The organism is Variovorax sp. LjRoot290, from assembly GCF_964253985.1.
Classification (GTDB): Bacteria; Pseudomonadota; Gammaproteobacteria; order Burkholderiales; family Burkholderiaceae_C; genus Variovorax.
In genome coordinates, this window is sequence record NZ_CAXURW020000003.1 from 78,572 (window position 1) to 92,858 (window position 14,287).

Annotated in this window: 17 protein-coding genes; 14 read left to right on the top strand and 3 right to left on the bottom strand. The window is 64.1% G+C overall.

The window, feature by feature from the left end; translation table 11 throughout:
• Positions 1 to 78: 78 nt before the first annotated feature.
• Positions 79 to 1,167: a DNA-binding protein gene (locus ACSQ9A_RS37725; protein WP_436307867.1), complete on the bottom strand. Its 1,089-nt coding sequence runs from the start codon at positions 1,165 to 1,167 to the stop codon at positions 79 to 81.
• 155 nt (positions 1,168 to 1,322) lie between these two features.
• Between ACSQ9A_RS37725 and ACSQ9A_RS37730 the strand changes: the two genes are divergently transcribed.
• The 3 genes from ACSQ9A_RS37730 (at position 1,323) to ACSQ9A_RS37740 (ending at position 4,333) form a co-directional block, all read left to right on the top strand.
• The gene (locus ACSQ9A_RS37730; protein WP_436307868.1) at positions 1,323 to 2,450 is read left to right on the top strand and encodes a site-specific integrase; all 1,128 of its coding nucleotides are present in this window, start codon (positions 1,323 to 1,325) and stop codon (positions 2,448 to 2,450) included.
• Positions 2,451 to 2,639: 189 nt separating this feature from the next.
• The gene (locus ACSQ9A_RS37735) at positions 2,640 to 3,377 is read left to right on the top strand and encodes a type IV toxin-antitoxin system AbiEi family antitoxin domain-containing protein (protein WP_436307869.1); all 738 of its coding nucleotides are present in this window, start codon (positions 2,640 to 2,642) and stop codon (positions 3,375 to 3,377) included.
• On the top strand, positions 3,374 to 4,333 hold the full coding sequence (locus ACSQ9A_RS37740) for a nucleotidyl transferase AbiEii/AbiGii toxin family protein (protein ID WP_436307870.1): 960 nt from the start codon (positions 3,374 to 3,376) through the stop codon (positions 4,331 to 4,333). Before ACSQ9A_RS37735 ends, ACSQ9A_RS37740 begins: the two co-directional genes overlap by 4 nt.
• A gap of 340 nt (positions 4,334 to 4,673) precedes the next feature.
• Here ACSQ9A_RS37740 and ACSQ9A_RS37745 read toward each other — a convergent pair whose 3' ends face one another.
• Positions 4,674 to 5,000, bottom strand: a complete 327-nt coding sequence (locus ACSQ9A_RS37745; RefSeq protein WP_436307871.1) for a hypothetical protein — start codon at positions 4,998 to 5,000, stop codon at positions 4,674 to 4,676.
• Positions 5,001 to 5,076: 76 nt separating this feature from the next.
• Between ACSQ9A_RS37745 and ACSQ9A_RS37750 the strand changes: the two genes are divergently transcribed.
• The 4 genes from ACSQ9A_RS37750 to ACSQ9A_RS37765 all read left to right on the top strand — a co-directional run bounded on the left by ACSQ9A_RS37750 (position 5,077) and on the right by ACSQ9A_RS37765 (position 6,601).
• Positions 5,077 to 5,346: a hypothetical protein gene (locus ACSQ9A_RS37750; protein ID WP_436307872.1), complete on the top strand. Its 270-nt coding sequence runs from the start codon at positions 5,077 to 5,079 to the stop codon at positions 5,344 to 5,346.
• Positions 5,347 to 5,497: 151 nt separating this feature from the next.
• Positions 5,498 to 5,680 carry a hypothetical protein gene (locus tag ACSQ9A_RS37755; protein WP_436307873.1) on the top strand — a complete coding sequence of 61 codons (183 nt, stop codon included), beginning with the start codon at positions 5,498 to 5,500 and terminating at the stop codon, positions 5,678 to 5,680.
• A 280-nt stretch (positions 5,681 to 5,960) separates the two neighbouring features.
• Positions 5,961 to 6,311: a hypothetical protein gene (locus ACSQ9A_RS37760; protein ID WP_436307875.1), complete on the top strand. Its 351-nt coding sequence runs from the start codon at positions 5,961 to 5,963 to the stop codon at positions 6,309 to 6,311.
• Between the two features lie 62 nt (positions 6,312 to 6,373).
• Positions 6,374 to 6,601: a hypothetical protein gene (locus ACSQ9A_RS37765; protein WP_436307876.1), complete on the top strand. Its 228-nt coding sequence runs from the start codon at positions 6,374 to 6,376 to the stop codon at positions 6,599 to 6,601.
• An 84-nt stretch (positions 6,602 to 6,685) separates the two neighbouring features.
• Here the strand turns inward: ACSQ9A_RS37765 and ACSQ9A_RS37770 are convergent, their stop codons facing one another.
• The gene (locus tag ACSQ9A_RS37770; RefSeq protein WP_436307877.1) at positions 6,686 to 7,132 is read right to left on the bottom strand and encodes a hypothetical protein; all 447 of its coding nucleotides are present in this window, start codon (positions 7,130 to 7,132) and stop codon (positions 6,686 to 6,688) included.
• Between ACSQ9A_RS37770 and ACSQ9A_RS37775 the strand changes: the two genes are divergently transcribed.
• From ACSQ9A_RS37775 to ACSQ9A_RS37805, 7 genes are all read left to right on the top strand, one after another.
• Complete coding sequence (locus ACSQ9A_RS37775) at positions 7,131 to 7,853, top strand: SDR family NAD(P)-dependent oxidoreductase (protein WP_436308237.1); 723 nt, start codon at positions 7,131 to 7,133, stop codon at positions 7,851 to 7,853. The genes ACSQ9A_RS37770 and ACSQ9A_RS37775 overlap by 2 nt on opposite strands.
• A 24-nt stretch (positions 7,854 to 7,877) precedes the next feature.
• Positions 7,878 to 8,183, top strand: a complete 306-nt coding sequence (locus ACSQ9A_RS37780) for a putative quinol monooxygenase (protein ID WP_436307878.1) — start codon at positions 7,878 to 7,880, stop codon at positions 8,181 to 8,183.
• Between the two features lie 2 nt (positions 8,184 to 8,185).
• Positions 8,186 to 9,019: an oxidoreductase gene (locus tag ACSQ9A_RS37785; protein ID WP_436307879.1), complete on the top strand. Its 834-nt coding sequence runs from the start codon at positions 8,186 to 8,188 to the stop codon at positions 9,017 to 9,019.
• A complete protein-coding gene (locus ACSQ9A_RS37790) occupies positions 8,938 to 9,897 on the top strand; it encodes an oxidoreductase (protein ID WP_436307880.1) in 960 nt (319 codons plus the stop codon). Before ACSQ9A_RS37785 ends, ACSQ9A_RS37790 begins: the two co-directional genes overlap by 82 nt.
• A gap of 181 nt (positions 9,898 to 10,078) precedes the next feature.
• Positions 10,079 to 11,296, top strand: a complete 1,218-nt coding sequence (locus ACSQ9A_RS37795; RefSeq protein WP_436307881.1) for an MFS transporter — start codon at positions 10,079 to 10,081, stop codon at positions 11,294 to 11,296.
• Positions 11,297 to 11,512: 216 nt separating this feature from the next.
• Positions 11,513 to 11,974 (top strand): (2Fe-2S)-binding protein, encoded by a 462-nt coding sequence (locus tag ACSQ9A_RS37800; RefSeq protein ID WP_436307882.1) that lies wholly within the window; start codon positions 11,513 to 11,515, stop codon positions 11,972 to 11,974.
• Between the two features lie 14 nt (positions 11,975 to 11,988).
• Positions 11,989 to 14,205: a molybdopterin cofactor-binding domain-containing protein gene (locus ACSQ9A_RS37805; RefSeq protein ID WP_436307883.1), complete on the top strand. Its 2,217-nt coding sequence runs from the start codon at positions 11,989 to 11,991 to the stop codon at positions 14,203 to 14,205.
• Positions 14,206 to 14,287: the final 82 nt, after the last annotated feature.

The following is a 14,287-nucleotide window of genomic DNA, read 5'->3' on the forward strand; positions in this document are numbered from 1 at the left end:
CCGGCATTTGGCGCAATGGACCACTGAATAACTGGATCGTCGCTCAACGCACAACCAATCGCGCGGCGAGCGCATCGCTCACTTGGACGGTTTCCTGGGGCGCGCTGGTTTCGGCGCTTCCTGCCCCTTCCCGCGCGCTTCGAGCTGGCGCAGCGCGGCCGCCGTCGCTGCATGGCTCTCTCGGAGCTGTGCAATCTCGCGGTCAGACTGCTCCTGCTGGCGCTGAAGCTGGGAGACGAGGTCAGTTGCCCGCTGATCGGCGCCGGCGGCGCGCTCGCGCAGCGTTGCAAGTTCGAGCTGTAACTCCTGGTGCTGCTGCGACCAGGCGGCGGCTGCATGCTTGGCTGCCTCCTGGGCACTGCGCGCGATTTCCAGGTCGGCCGCGCGCGCCTTTTGCTCCCTGGCGAGCTCGGCAGTTGCTTGGCGCGTGGCCATGCGCTCGCGGTCGATCTCCGAGAGGAGACGCCGCTCCTGCCCGAGATGGCGTTCCTCGGCTTCGTCGGCGGCGCGCTGCTTCGCATCGAGTTCCATCGCGGCCTTCTCGCGCAGTGCTTCCTTGCTGGCCACAGCTCCGTCGAGTGCCTTGCGCAGGCGGCGCACCTCCGCTTCCGAGTCGCTGAGCATCCGGGCAGACTCCTGTTGTTGCACGTGCATCTGTGCTTGCATCGCTTCGACAGCTTGCTTGGATGAGGCGAGGGCGTCGTCGAGCTTCACGCGAGCTTGCTCGAATGAGTCCTCGCGCCGCTTCAGTTCCGCTTCCTTCAGTGCGAGGGCGTCGCGCTCCAGTTCGAGTTCGCGGCGGGTGGCTTCGGTCTTTTGGACCTGTACCTGGTCCGCTTCGCGGCGGGCAACGTCCCAGAACTGGTGGGCCGCCTGGACGACCGAGAGCGGGGCCTCATCGTCGCGGGGAGCCGCAGCTGGCGCTTGCATCCCGACCAGGCGCGCCGGCAGTCGAGCGAACCATTCGTCCAGATGGGCGCTCACCGTGTTCGGCGAGCCGCCCCCCAGCCGCATGCGAACGCGCTCGATCGTGGGCTTGATGCCCTCGGCCACAAGCGCATCGGCAGCGCCCAGGACGTCCTCGAGCTGGATGCCCGGTCGGCCCGGCCGCGGCCGCGATGCGGTGCCGGATTGGTGACGCGAGACGCTCGTACTTGCTGATTGCATGGCTCTGCCCTACTGGCTATGTTTAGGTCTCATAAGTAAATTTATGAGACCTTAATTTGGTGTATCCTTACTACATCATACGTAAGAAGATAAGAAAACATCAAAACGTCGTTATGCAGCCACAATCTCTGCCCGCTGTGCTTTCGGTTCACCCGGTGCTCGACCCGGCCCGCCTGTCGCGGCTGACCGAGGAGTCCGCGCGCGAGCTGATCCGCCAGGGCCAATCGGCCAATACGCGCGCGTCATACCAGGGCGCCATGCGTTACTGGGCTGCTTGGTTTGCCGCGCGCTATGGACAGGAGCTCAGGTTGCCCGTGCCAGTGCCCGTGGTGGTGCAGTTCATCGTGGATCACGCGGAGCGCGAGCAGATCGTCGAGGACGCCGCCGAAGAAGCCGAAGTCCCTGCCGGCAAGAAAGTCCGTAGGAAGGTGGTCAAGAAGAAGGCGCCGCTGGTGTTCGATCTGCCGCCGGAGGTCGACCAGGTCCTCGTGGCCCACGGCTACAAGAAAAAGTTGGGCGCATATGCGCAAAACACCCTCGTGCACCGGCTCGCCGTCCTGTCCAAGGCCCATCAGAACGTTAACTTGGACAACCCGTGCAATCACACCCAGGTTCGCGAGCTGATCAAGAACGTGCGCAGCGGCAATGCCAAGCGCGGCGTGAAGCCCCGCAAGCAGGCGGCGCTCACGAAGGAGCCGATGGATGCGCTCCTGGCCACCTGTGACGATTCCCCCCGCGGCAAGCGCGATCGCGCCCTCCTCCTCTTCGCCTGGGCCAGCGGCGGCCGCCGGCGCTCCGAGGTCGCTGATGCGACGATGGAGAGGCTCCGCAAGGTCGATTCGCGCGGCTATCTCTACACGTTGGGCCACTCCAAGACGAACCAGGACGGCAAGGAGAATCCCGACGACGCCAAGCCGGTTTCTGGAAAGGCCGCCGCGGCAATGGACGCCTGGCTCGAGGCAAGCGGTATTACCGAGGGCCCTATCTTCCGGCGCATCCTCAAGGGCGGAAAGGTGCTCGATGAGCCGCTAGACCCGACCGCTGTGCGCAAGATCGTGAAGCGCCGATGCATCCAGGCCGGGCTCCCAGGCGACTTCTCGGCACACTCGCTGCGATCGGGCTTCGTGACCGAGGCGGGCCGGCGCAAGATGGACCCGGCAGACGCCATGGCCATGACCGGGCATCGTCACTATGAGACCTTCATGGGCTACTACCGAGCCGAAGACCCGCTCGACCGCAAAGCCAGCCGCATGCTCGACGATGACGACGCAACCGCTGAGTGAGGCGCGCGCGCAGTGAACCTGCCAATCTTGAACGCTAGGTTTTTCTGCCAACCCGCGGCTAGGGTTTGCTGCGAACAGCGGACCTCGCGCACAAACGTTAGAAATTGAGCGACTCATCGTAGTCGGACTACGACAGGGCCCGCAAAACGAAACATTGCGCGTGTTTGAAAGTATCTGGATAATCGTAGTGTGACTACGATAACCCGGTCCAAACTAAACAACCTGCTGAGGCAAGTTCCCAGCGGCACGCCTGTGACCAGTGACGACCTCGCCCTCGAAGGAATCTCCGCAGACCTGGCAGTCCACTACGTCCGCGCGGGATGGCTCAAGCGCCTCGCGCGTGGCGTGTACGCCCGCCCCGATGCCTCGCTGCAGCGAGACCCCTGTCTTTGGCTGCTTCAACGACAGATACCCGGCCTCCACGTTGGCGGCAAGACAGCGCTGGATTGGCATGGCGTACGTCACTATGTCTCTCAGGATCCAAAGCTGCACCTGTACGGGCTCAAGTCGGCCAAGCTGCCGGAGTGGTTCACGGCCTCCTTTCCGGCTGAATACCACCGCAAGCAGCTCTTCAGCAGCGACTCGACCGGCTTGAAGCATGCTCGTCCATTCGAAGGCCGCGCGCACGGGCCGAATGTCTCAGCCCCCGAGCGCGCGTTCCTGGAACTGCTGAGCGAAGTGGGCGTGCGGCAGCCGCTGTCCGAAGCGCGCGAGCTTGCCGAAAGTACCTACAGCCTTCGCGCATCTGTTCTTGGCGAGCTGCTCCTGGAGTGCACGAGCGTCAAGACGGTCCGCCTGTGCCTACAACTCGGGCGTGACCTATCCCTGCCCTGGGCGAAGAAGCTGGATCCGGCACGCCTGCCGGCCGGCGGTGCTCGGCGCTGGGTCTCTCAAACGAACGAAGGACTGCTGGTCCTCAAGAAGTGAACGACATCTACCTCAAGACCGCGCGCCTGTTGACCCAGGTCGCCCCCTTCGTCTTTACCGACGACACGTTCGCTCTCAAGGGCGGCACGGCCATCAATCTGTTCGTTCGCGACATGCCACGTCTGTCGGTCGATCTCGACCTGGTCCTACCCGACCACACCTTGTCTCGCGCGGCGGCGCTCGAGCAGATAGGGGCGTCGCTCGGAAGAGCAGCCGACCAGCTCAAATCGAAAGGATTCCAGTCGCATCTCTCCGGAGCGCCGGAAGCGGGCGAGGCAAAGCTCCTTGTGAAGCGGGACGGCATCGAGGTCAAGGTTGAGGTGAACTATGTGATGCGCGGCACCGTCAGGCCCGTGGCGATGGCGGGGCTCACGCCAAAGGCGCAGGAGGTCCTCCAGGCCGACCTGGAGATCCCCGTGGTGTCGGTGGATGATGTCTACGGCGGGAAGCTCGTCGCCGCGATGGATCGGCAGCATCCGCGGGATCTGTTTGACGTGATGCATCTTCTGGCCAACGGCGGCATCACCGATGGAATTCGACGCGCGTTCGTGGTGTACCTGGCGTGTCACAACAGGCCGATACACGAGGTGTTGTTTCCTCCGCTGCACGATCTGACCTACGAATTCGAGGCCAATTTCAAGGGCATGACCACGGAGCCGGTTGAAATGGAGGCACTACTCGCCGCTCGGGAACATATGATTTCCAGGTTGCACGAAGACCTGAACGTGGACGAACGAGCTTTTCTCATCTCTCTCGCAGACGGAGAGCCCAACTGGGACCGGATGGGGATCGACCATCTCAGCGCTTTGCCCGCGATTCAATGGAAGCTGCAGAACCTGACGAAGCTGAGGAAGGCCAACCCGGGAAAATTCAAGGAACAATCGCAGGAGCTGTCCGCAAAGATCGCGGCGCTCGTGCAGGGCGACGCAAATCCGCCGGCGGCTCCCAAAGGCTAGAGCTATTCTCAAGCGACGCCCGCCCCAGTGCAAGGTCGACCTGAGCGATGAACTTCGCTTGGAACTGGAAGAGGCGCAAAAGGCGATGCGACGGGTCGAGGGAGAGATGGCCAGTCTGGAGAAACAGGCTGGCATGGGACGACAAGCGCGCGCTCGCTGAGCCTCCTGCGCAATCGCCGCTTACTCTGCCCACCGGGACTCGGCATGTGCCAGTTGAGTCGTTGTCAAGCCGCCTCCCTGCGATTTTCTGAGGGGCTTCGCTTCTGTTGATTGCGATGCGAACGCATCTGGTCGCTATTGTCGGCCTTGACGCGCGCAATGGCACGCGCTTCTCAGGCTTTCACGTCGACGTCCTTGGAACGGGAAAGGTCGCAGCGCTGCTACGGTACCGAATCAAGATTTCCTCGAGGAAGGCGATGACGGCGGGTTCATCCGCGAGGAAACCTTCACGTTCAGCGAGTTCTTCCTCCGTGTAGTCCATGCCTTCACCAAACTCGCCGCGCTCCCACTCGCAAATCATCTGCCATTGGACGTCGTCAAACTCGGACACACCGTAGTTCGAGAGCAACCATTCATATTGCCCGGGCTCGCCGTCGAAGCCGCCGGATCCGAAAATGCGGTCGATCTCGGCGACGACGAGGCCGATCAGCTCCGCTCGCTTGTCCATGTTCTTTCCATCGCATCTGCTCCCATGGCGGCGAAGCCTATCAGGTCGCAGCGGAACTTGGGTACTCTCCAGCACCATGAAAATTGTCGATCTGTTCATTGCCGCACGCAGCGAGGTTCTACAGCTACTCAACGAAACTGAGGACGCCAGCAGTTCAGTTCTCGGATGGGATCGCACCAGACCAAACAGCAGCACGCGACATCGCATCGACGTGGTGCTGGCGAGGCACATTGAGGCGGCCCGCCGCTTCGGGATCCACGTCGTCACCCGGCACCTTCCGTGCGGACTCGTTGGACACACCGACTACCTCATCGAGTCCGCGGGAGGCGAAGTACGTGTATGGTGACGAGGCCTTCGAGTGGGTCCACGCTCAGCTGTATCAAGGACCGCGGATGTCGAAATGCCCCTGTACGCCGAGCGCGGGAACAGGAAACCATTCGGTTATCGATGAGTTTGTCATTCGAAAAGCCGGAGCAACGCGGCGGCATAGGCTGTTCGTGGACGCCCTACAGCACATTCAAGAGGCCGTCGACCGTTCCGTCGACCGCGTGCCGCGATCAGCCATTCGTGAATCCCTCCTTCGCGCCGTGATCGAGCTCAACGAGGGCATCCTTCCCCAAGGCATCGATGAGTACATCGCCGCCAGCGACGCTGGAACACTGCCAGGAGCGGCCGGATGAAGATCGCGGAGATCCATCTCGGCGGCAGGTATCGCCGCACCTCGGGAAGGGACCAAGGTTTGCGCGTAGTCGAGAAGATCTACCCCACGTACGGGGCCGTCACCCGCGTCGCTTGGTCCGCGCCGGGCCGAAGACCAGGAAGTGGGACGAGTACGGTCGAGGCTTTTGCGAAGTGGGCCGAGTTCCGTGACGACGCGGGCGATGGCTGCGAGGAAAACTCACCGACCGACAGGCCCCGGTAGGGATAATCGGCCGCCACTGTTCCTGAGCCGCAATCGCTATGAGAAGCATCCTGTCTGGCGGAGTTGTTTGCCTCGCTGTCGATCCCAAGATCGAAGCCTTCGTGCGGGCGCAGAGCGAGAACCCCTTCCCGGGGCCAACGCGCGGCACCGCCGTGCTCAATGAAGAAGGGCAGCTCTACCGGACCATCTTGTCCGACGGTCCCATCGAGGCCAGCGAGCTGGCGGACCTTCTACTTTCCCTGGGGCTGATTGATCGAGTTGGTTTCGACCAGGGAACCCTGCAAGTCGTCGATAGCCTGACGGGCCAGCCTCTCTCGACCAGGTGGAGCGGGGTTTTCCAGTCGGGCGACTTCCCACATCCCATTCCGGATGTCCCCCGTTTGACTTGACTTGGGCCATTCAAGGTGGTCGATCCAATGCACTACCTGTCGCTGCGAAGTAGGATGTGCGAATGAGAAACGATGACGCAGACCCGGTTGGCATCGACCAGCGCGCGGAGTTCGTCAAGGCCGCTGTTGCCGCGGGGCTCATTCGCCCGGGCGACCCGCTTGACCAGAACGTCGTGGATTTCGCTCATGCCGTCGTCGAGCTGTGCGCCAGCATCGGCGACCATTACAAAGACCCGGATACGGGATGCCGCGGCGGAGAAGAGATCCGCGCAGTGTTCGGTACCGGGTGACGGGCTGTGGCCGCACCCGATGACCGCTGATCATCCTCGCGCGTTCAGGGCTGCGAGGCGAGGCGGTCTTGCTTAGTGACCCCTCTATGCGACGCGCGTAATGGTGACGTGTATCTCGCCCTGATTGTTCCAGTACGCAAACCAGGCATCGTTGGCGAAAAGGTGCAGCTCTTGATCTCGGCTGCCGCCCTGCCCTTCATAGGTCCACTGAAGATGCTTTCCAACCGGGAAGAAATGTTTGTTGTTGCATCCCACGGCACCGATCAGCTGGAACCACCTCCCTGACTTGCAGCGCAAGGCCCATTGCACCGCTGACTGTGCGAAGGTGGGCTTGCCGCGGCCATCGGCATCAGAGTCGAGCCTCCAGTCCTGCCAGTGGCTCTTATCCGCGGTGATGACGTACTTCGCGCCGCGCTTGAGCACCACCCCGGTCGAGACATACCGGGAGGCGCTCGGCACACACACGCTCGTGGATTGTCCGATGGCTAGTTGCGCGGCGTGAGTCGTCATCACCGGTGCCACGTCCGGCATCGGCTACGCCGCCGCGCTTGCTTTCGCGAAGACCGGCGCCAATGTCGCAATTTCCGGCCGCCGGGCCCAGCGCGGCGCTGAAGCGTCGGCCGAGATCGAGCGGCTCGGCGGCAAGGCCTGGTTTCTCGAAACCGACGTGCAGGATGCAGCGCAGGTACGCAGGTTCGTCGAAGGCGCTGCGCAGCACTTCGGCGCGCTCGACACGGTCATTGCCAACGCCGGCATCGAACCGCCGCACGTCCTGCCACTGGCCGAGCTGAACGAGGAGGACATCGACGCCGTCCTCGACACCAACCTTCGCGGCACGCTGCTCACGGCCAAGTACGCGATTCCGCACCTGCGCCGACCGGGCGGCTCGATCATCACGGTGTCCTCGCTCTGGGGCCGCCAGGGCGGCGCACTGCTGCCGGTCTATTCCGCGACGAAGGGCGGATCCGAATCGCTCGCGCGCGCGCTGGCCGTCGAACTCGGCAGCCAAGGCATCCGCGTCAACTGCATCGCCCCGGGGTTCATCAAGACCGAGATGTCGGACCGCTTTACCGAGGGCCGGGACATGCAGGCTTACTGGGACGCCAACGTGCCCCTGCAGCGCATCGGCAGGTCCGACGAAATCGCGGACGCGATGCTGTGGCTTGCATCGGACCGCGCGAGCTATGTCACCGGTCAAACCATCACGGTGGACGGCGGCCAGAACATCAAGATGTCCGTTGCCGGGCTGTGAGCCATCGCATCGAAGGAGAGAACCATGTCCAAGCAAATCACTTTCGTCGTCACGCTGCCGGCCAAGCCCGCGCATTCAGAAGCCGTTGGCAGCGACCTGATGGCGCTGCTCGCCGACACCCGCGCCGAGCCCGGTGCCATCGAATACAACATCCATCGATCGAACGATCGATCGTCGACCTGGATGGTCTACGAGACGTGGCGCTCGCAGGCCGACTTCGACGCACACCTGCAGCAGCCTTACACGCAGGCCTTTCTTGCGCAGTTGCCCGAACGGCTTGAGGGCGAAATCGCGATCGCGCCGTTCACAACCGTGTCGCCGAGGGCCTGAGCATGACGAAGCTCATCCTGATCACCGGCGTCAGCTCCGGCCTGGGCCTGGCGATGGCCAAGGAGGCACTGGCTGCTGGCCACCGCGTCGTCGGCACCGTGCGCAGCAATGAACAGCGCGATGCCTTCGAACGGCTTGCACCTGGACGGGCATTCGCGCGTCGACTCGACGTGACGGATCTCCAGGCGATCGATCCGACCATCGCGTCGATCGAACATGAAATCGCCCCCATCGACGTGGTCGTCAACAACGCCGGCTACGGCTATGAGGGGTTGGTGGAGGAGTCTCCCCTGCAAGAACTGCGCCGCCAGTTCGAGGTCAATCTGTTCGGCGCGATCGCCGTCGTCAAGGCGGTGCTCCCTTTCATGCGCCAACGGCGAGCGGGCCGCATCCTGAACATCACCTCGATCGGCGGCCTGCTTGCGTTCCCCGGACTGGCTTACTACCACGGCAGCAAGTTCGCGCTCGAAGGCATCTCCGAATCGCTGGCTCAGGAAGTGCGCGGCTTCGGCATCTTCGTGACCGCGGTCGAGCCAGGCGCGTTTCGCACAGACTGGGCCGGCCGCTCGATGGCAAGGCAGCCCCGCAGCATCGCCGACTACGACAGCTTTTTCGATCCGATGCGCGAGGCGCGCGAGACGAAGGAGAACGGCGGCCAGCGCGGTGACCCGCACGCGGCCGGCCGGGCGATGCTGGCGCTGATCGACCACCCCGATCCGCCGATGCACCTGCTGCTTGGCGCCGACGCGGTGCAATGGGCGCGCGCGCATTACGAGCGCCGTCTGGCGGAGATCGAAGCCTGGGCATCGCTCAGCGCATCGACCGATTTCAAGTAATTCACACCTCACGGAGAATTCGAATGACCACATCAGGCAAGAGTTGGTTGATCACCGGATGTTCGTCGGGCCTGGGCGCGGCCCTCGCAGAGGCCGCGCTGGCCCGCGGCGACCGCGTGATGCTGACGGCTCGTGACACGCGAAAGCTCGCGGACATCGTGGCCCGCTATCCGAAGACGGCACACAGCGCGCGGCTCGACGTCACCGAACCCCAAAGCGTCGCAGCCGCTGTCAGCGCGACCGAGCAGTTGTTCGGCCAGCTCGACGTTTTCGTCAAAAACGCCGGCTTCGGTGTCATCGGCGCTGTCGAGGAGGTTTCGCCCGACGAATACCGCCACATGTTCGAGACGAACGTCTTCGGACTGATCGAGGCGACGCGCGCGGCGCTGCCGGCGCTGCGCCGCAGTCGTGGCCGCTTCGTCAACCTGTCGTCGGGCTCGGGCATTGCCACGCGTGCCGGCTTCGGGCTGTATAGCGCGAGCAAGTTCGCCGTCGAAGCCGTCTCCGAGGCGCTCGCGCAGGAGGTGAAGCCTTTCGGCATCGGCGTGTTGATCGTCGAGCCGGGGGCCTTCCGCACCGACTTCCTCGGCCGATCGATGACGCTGGCCGCCAACCAATTGCCCATCTACGACGAGACCGCCGGCGGCATGCGCCGCGTCAGCGAAACCATGTCAGGCCACCAGCCTGGCGACCCCGCCAAGGGTGTGCAAGTCATCCTTGCCGCCGTGGATGCCGACAACGCGCCGTTGCGCCTCCCACTGGGGCCTGACGCCCATCGCAACATCCAGGCCAAGCTCGATTCCGTCGCCACCGACATGGCCGCGTGGGCAGATCGCAGTACCTTGACCAACTTCGACACCACCGAGTCCGCAAAATGACAAAGGCAAGGGTAGTCCGTTTCCACGGCTCCTGGGCTCCAGAAGTCCAGGAGGTCGAAATCATCGAGGTCCCGCCACCCGGTCCGAGCCGATGGCGCGACAACCATTCCCTGACCCGCACTGGCGCAAGGAGCTTGCAGATCCTCGATGCTGGCGCGACCTACGTTGGGGCCAGCTCATCATGAACGACCAGTCCCTTCCCCCCCGGCTCGGAACCGGGGCTCAGGTCATCCTCGTGACCGCGGGCTCCGTCGGCATTGGCAGCCTCTACTACATGCAGCCGGTCATGATGCAGATCGCGGCGTCCTTTGACATGAGCGTTACCGAGATCGGCTTTGCGTCGATGGCGACGCAACTGGGCGTGTGGCTCGGCGTGCTGTTGATGCTCTCCACCGGCGACATCATTGACGGCCGAAAACTCATTTCCACCATCCTGCTCGGTAACGCTGCAAGCTTGGCCGCGCTTGGCTCGGCCAGCAGCCCGGTCCATCTTTACGCGGCCAGCGCCATGGTCGGCTTCACGGCGGTCGTGCCCTATCTGATTCCGCCGATGACCTCGCGTCTCGTCGAGCCCGAAGCCCGCGGCCGGATGATCGGTCGCCTGGCAGCCGGCGTCTTCGCGGGCATGCTCGTTGCGCGTGGCATCAGCGGCATCGTCGGCGAGCATGCCGATTGGCGCTGGACGTTCTGGGGCGCAGCTGTTGCCTGCGTCCTGATGGCCCTCGGTCTTCGCTTCTGGCTTCCTGCTCTCCCGGCACAGAGCACAGTTTCGTACCGAGAACTGATTGGCTCGCTCTGGCAGGTGCTACGCAGCCATCCGAGACTGCGGCAGGCGGCACTCACGCAAGGCAGCATGTTTGCCGCATTCAATGTGTTCTGGCTGGCGCTGCCGTTGCAGCTCGCATCCCCGGACCATCGCTTGGGCAGCAGCGCGGTGGCCGGATTCGCGCTGGTCGGATTGGCAGCGATTGTCATCGCACCGATGGTCGGCCGGTTGACGGACCGCTACGGCGCCCAGCCGGTGATCGTCGGCGCCACCTCGGCCGTCGCGATCGCCTGGCTGGTGATGGGTGCCTTCGGGCAGCATCTTCCGGTGCTGGCGATCGGCGTGGTCTTGCTGGACCTCGGCACCACCTCGTCTCACATCGCAAACCAGGCCAAGGCATTCACCGGCAGTCCGCATCTGCGTAGCCGAATCGGCACGATCTACGTCCTCGGCCTCTTCACCGGTGCGGCGGTCTTCTCGCCTGCGACGATGTTCGTCTGGCAGCATTGGGGATGGACCGGGATTTGCCTGCTTGCTGGTGCGCCGACGACGCTGATGGTTGTCTTCAACGTTCGCCAGCTGATGGCCGACCGCGCCTGCCGCGCGACGCTCCAACTGGCGCCAACCCAATGAGACGGTCAAGGCAAGGCCGTTGATCCCGGGAGCTTTTCTTGCGGATCTCGGCCTTTATTGCGCAATCCGCCCCGCGAGTTAAGCGCCGCCCCGCCTTTCCAGCGCAAATTAACACTGCTTAACTTGCTGCACGGCAACCGCGAGGCCAACATCTGGCCACTCGCCAGCTTGGCCGAGTACAGCCCCCACACATCATGAATCGAGCGAGGTGCCGCGTTGAAATATGAACTTAATCTCAACAATCAGCGACGGACTGTCGATGTCGACGGCGACACTCCGTTGCTTTGGGTCATCCGCGACGTGCTCGGAATGACTGGCACCAAGTTCGGCTGCGGCATGGCGCTGTGCGGCGCCTGCACCGTTCATCTCGACGGTCAGCCGGTCCGCTCGTGCCAGACCGCGGTCGAGAACGTCAAGGGCGGCGCCATCACCACCATCGAAGCCATCGGCAGTACGCCCGCCGGACAGAAGATTCAGGCCGCCTGGACGAAACTGGAAGTGGCGCAGTGCGGCTATTGCCAGTCCGGCCAGATCATGTCGGCCACCGCTCTGCTGCGCGACAACGCCAACCCGACCGACGCCGACATCGACGCCGCCATGGCCGGCAACGTATGCCGCTGCGGCACCTATGTCCGCATTCGCGCCGCCATCCACGAAGCGGCACGCGCGTCCGCTTGAACGGAGTCAAAGCCATGCACGACCTCAAAGAGCCCACGGGCGCCGGAGCCGAGGGCGAAGCCGGCGCAAAGAACGTTTTGCGCCGCAGAACACTTCTCGCCAGTGCCGCTGCATTGGGCGGCGCTTTCGTCGTCGCAGCCTATGTGCCTGGCCTCGCGCGAATCGGTGGCGCGGACGCCGCGCAAGCGCGCGACAGCTTCTCGCCCAACGCCTATGTCCGCGTAGGAAAGGACGGCATCGTCACGATCGTGGTCGGCTTGGTCGAGATGGGCCAGGGCACGTACACCTCCATCCCGATGATGATCGCGGAAGAGATGGACGTCGATCTTTCGCAGGTCAGGATCGAGCACGCCCCCGCCGACGAAAAGCGCTACGGTCATCCGCTCTACGGCCTTCAGGTGACAGGGGGTTCCGCATCGATCCAGGCCGCCTGGAAGGGGCTTCGGCAGACCGGCGCCATGGCGAAGGTCATGCTCGTCGACGCGGCCGCAAAGGGCTGGAACGTCCCCGCGGCCGAATGCACCGTGGAAAGCGGCGTCGTCAAGCACGCTGCATCGGGTCGGTCCAAGCCATATGGCGAACTGGTCGACCAGGCGGCCAGGCAGCCCGTTCCCAAGGACCCGCCGCTCAAGAAAATTGCCGACTACAAGCTGGTCGGTACGGCGGCGCCTCGGCTCGACACGCCGGCGAAGGTCAACGGCACCGCGAAATTCGGCATCGACACGCAACTTCCCGGCATGAAGGTCGCCGCCATTGCGGTCTGCCCGTATGCCGGCGGCGGCTTCATCTCGATGAACACCCAGCAGGCGCGCGACGTTGCCGGCGTTCGCGCCATTCTGTCTTCGGACGATGGCGTCGCCGTGGTCGCCGACCACTACGGCGCAGCAAAGAAGGGCCTCGCAGCGCTTTCGATCATCTGGCGCGAAGGGCCCAATCGCGCGTTCTCGAGCAGCGCATGGGGCGAACAGCTGGCCGCCGCCATCAAGGGGAATGGCGTCGAAGCCATGAAGGAAGGCGACACCGCCGCCGCCCTGGCGAGTGCCGCACGTCGCGTCGAAGCCGTGTACGAGGCGCCCCCCTTGGCCCACGCGACGATGGAAACGCTCAACTGCACGGTGCACGTTCGAAAGGGCCAGTGCGATGTGTGGGTCGGCATCCAGGCACCTTCGCGTGCACAGAAGGCCGTGGCCGCCCTGCTGCGCATCCCGCAGGACAAGGTCGTCATCCACAACCACCTGATCGGCGGCGGCTTCGGACGAAAGCTCGATGTGGACTTCGTGGAGACTGCGGTCAAGTTCGCGCGCCAGGTCAACTACCCGCTCAAGGTCGTCTTCAGTCGCGAGGAGGACATGCAGCACGACGCATACCGGCCGTACTTCCGCGACGAACTGTCCGCGGGCCTGGATGCGGAAGGGCGCATGGTCGCCTTCCACCACAAGTTCGCCGGCTCGTCGGTCATCGCGCGCTATGCGCCGGTCTGGCTCAGCAAGGGCATCGACGGCGATGCCGTCCACACCGCCGAGTCCCCCTACGGCATTCCAAATAAGCGAGTCGAGTTCGTCCCTCACGAGCCGCCCGCCGGCATCATGACGGGCAACTGGCGCGGCGTCGGCCCAACGCACCATTCCTTCGTCAACGAGTGCTTCGTCGACGAGGTCGCAGCCATCGCGAAGGTCGATCCGATAGCCTATCGCGCGCGCATGCTCGACAAGAAGCCACGGGCACTGGCGGTGCTCAAGCTCGCTGCCCAGAAGGCGAACTGGAACGGCGCCAAGCCCTCCGAGCCGGGGCGCGGTATCGGCATTTGCGTGGTCGACGCGTGGGACAGCCTCGCAGCGCTGGTGACCGATCTCTCGGTGGCGCCCGATGGCACGATCAAGCTCAACCGCATGGTGTGCGCGGTCGACTGCGGCGTGGCGATCAACCCGAACGGCATCGAAGCGCAGATGCAGGGCGGTATCGTCTACGGCCTGTCGGCCGTCCTCTACGGCACGCTGACCTTCGAGGGCGGGCGCGTGGTGCAGAGCAACTTCCACGACTACAGGCCGCTGCGCATCGACGAGATGCCGAAGGTCGAGATCCACCGCATCAGCAACACCGAAGCGCCGGGCGGCGTGGGCGAGATCGGTACGGCGGTGGTCGCGCCATCGGTGCTCAACGCCATTCACTCGGCGACAGGCAAGCGATTCCGAACCTACCCGGTGCCGCAGGATGCGCTGAAGTCGGCCTGAGGCAAGCCGGACGTGGGCGCGCACCGTTCGAAAGGTGCGCGGCCGCGCAGTACCCGCATCGCACCACCCCACGGAACACGCG

Excerpts from the sequence above, each read along its gene's own strand:
- ACSQ9A_RS37725 (WP_436307867.1), bottom strand. The coding sequence starts at position 1,167 with ATGCAATCAGCAAGTACGAGCGTCTCGCGTCACCAATCCGGCACCGCA.
- ACSQ9A_RS37780 (WP_436307878.1), top strand. The coding sequence starts at position 7,878 with ATGTCCAAGCAAATCACTTTCGTCGTCACGCTGCCGGCCAAGCCCGCG.
- ACSQ9A_RS37745 (WP_436307871.1), bottom strand. The coding sequence starts at position 5,000 with ATGGACAAGCGAGCGGAGCTGATCGGCCTCGTCGTCGCCGAGATCGAC.
- ACSQ9A_RS37770 (WP_436307877.1), bottom strand. The coding sequence starts at position 7,132 with ATGCCGGACGTGGCACCGGTGATGACGACTCACGCCGCGCAACTAGCC.
- ACSQ9A_RS37790 (WP_436307880.1), top strand. The coding sequence starts at position 8,938 with ATGGGCGCGCGCGCATTACGAGCGCCGTCTGGCGGAGATCGAAGCCTG.
- ACSQ9A_RS37750 (WP_436307872.1), top strand. The coding sequence starts at position 5,077 with ATGAAAATTGTCGATCTGTTCATTGCCGCACGCAGCGAGGTTCTACAG.
- ACSQ9A_RS37765 (WP_436307876.1), top strand. The coding sequence starts at position 6,374 with ATGAGAAACGATGACGCAGACCCGGTTGGCATCGACCAGCGCGCGGAG.
- ACSQ9A_RS37760 (WP_436307875.1), top strand. The coding sequence starts at position 5,961 with ATGAGAAGCATCCTGTCTGGCGGAGTTGTTTGCCTCGCTGTCGATCCC.
- ACSQ9A_RS37805 (WP_436307883.1), top strand. The coding sequence starts at position 11,989 with ATGCACGACCTCAAAGAGCCCACGGGCGCCGGAGCCGAGGGCGAAGCC.
- ACSQ9A_RS37795 (WP_436307881.1), top strand. The coding sequence starts at position 10,079 with ATGAACGACCAGTCCCTTCCCCCCCGGCTCGGAACCGGGGCTCAGGTC.
- ACSQ9A_RS37785 (WP_436307879.1), top strand. The coding sequence starts at position 8,186 with ATGACGAAGCTCATCCTGATCACCGGCGTCAGCTCCGGCCTGGGCCTG.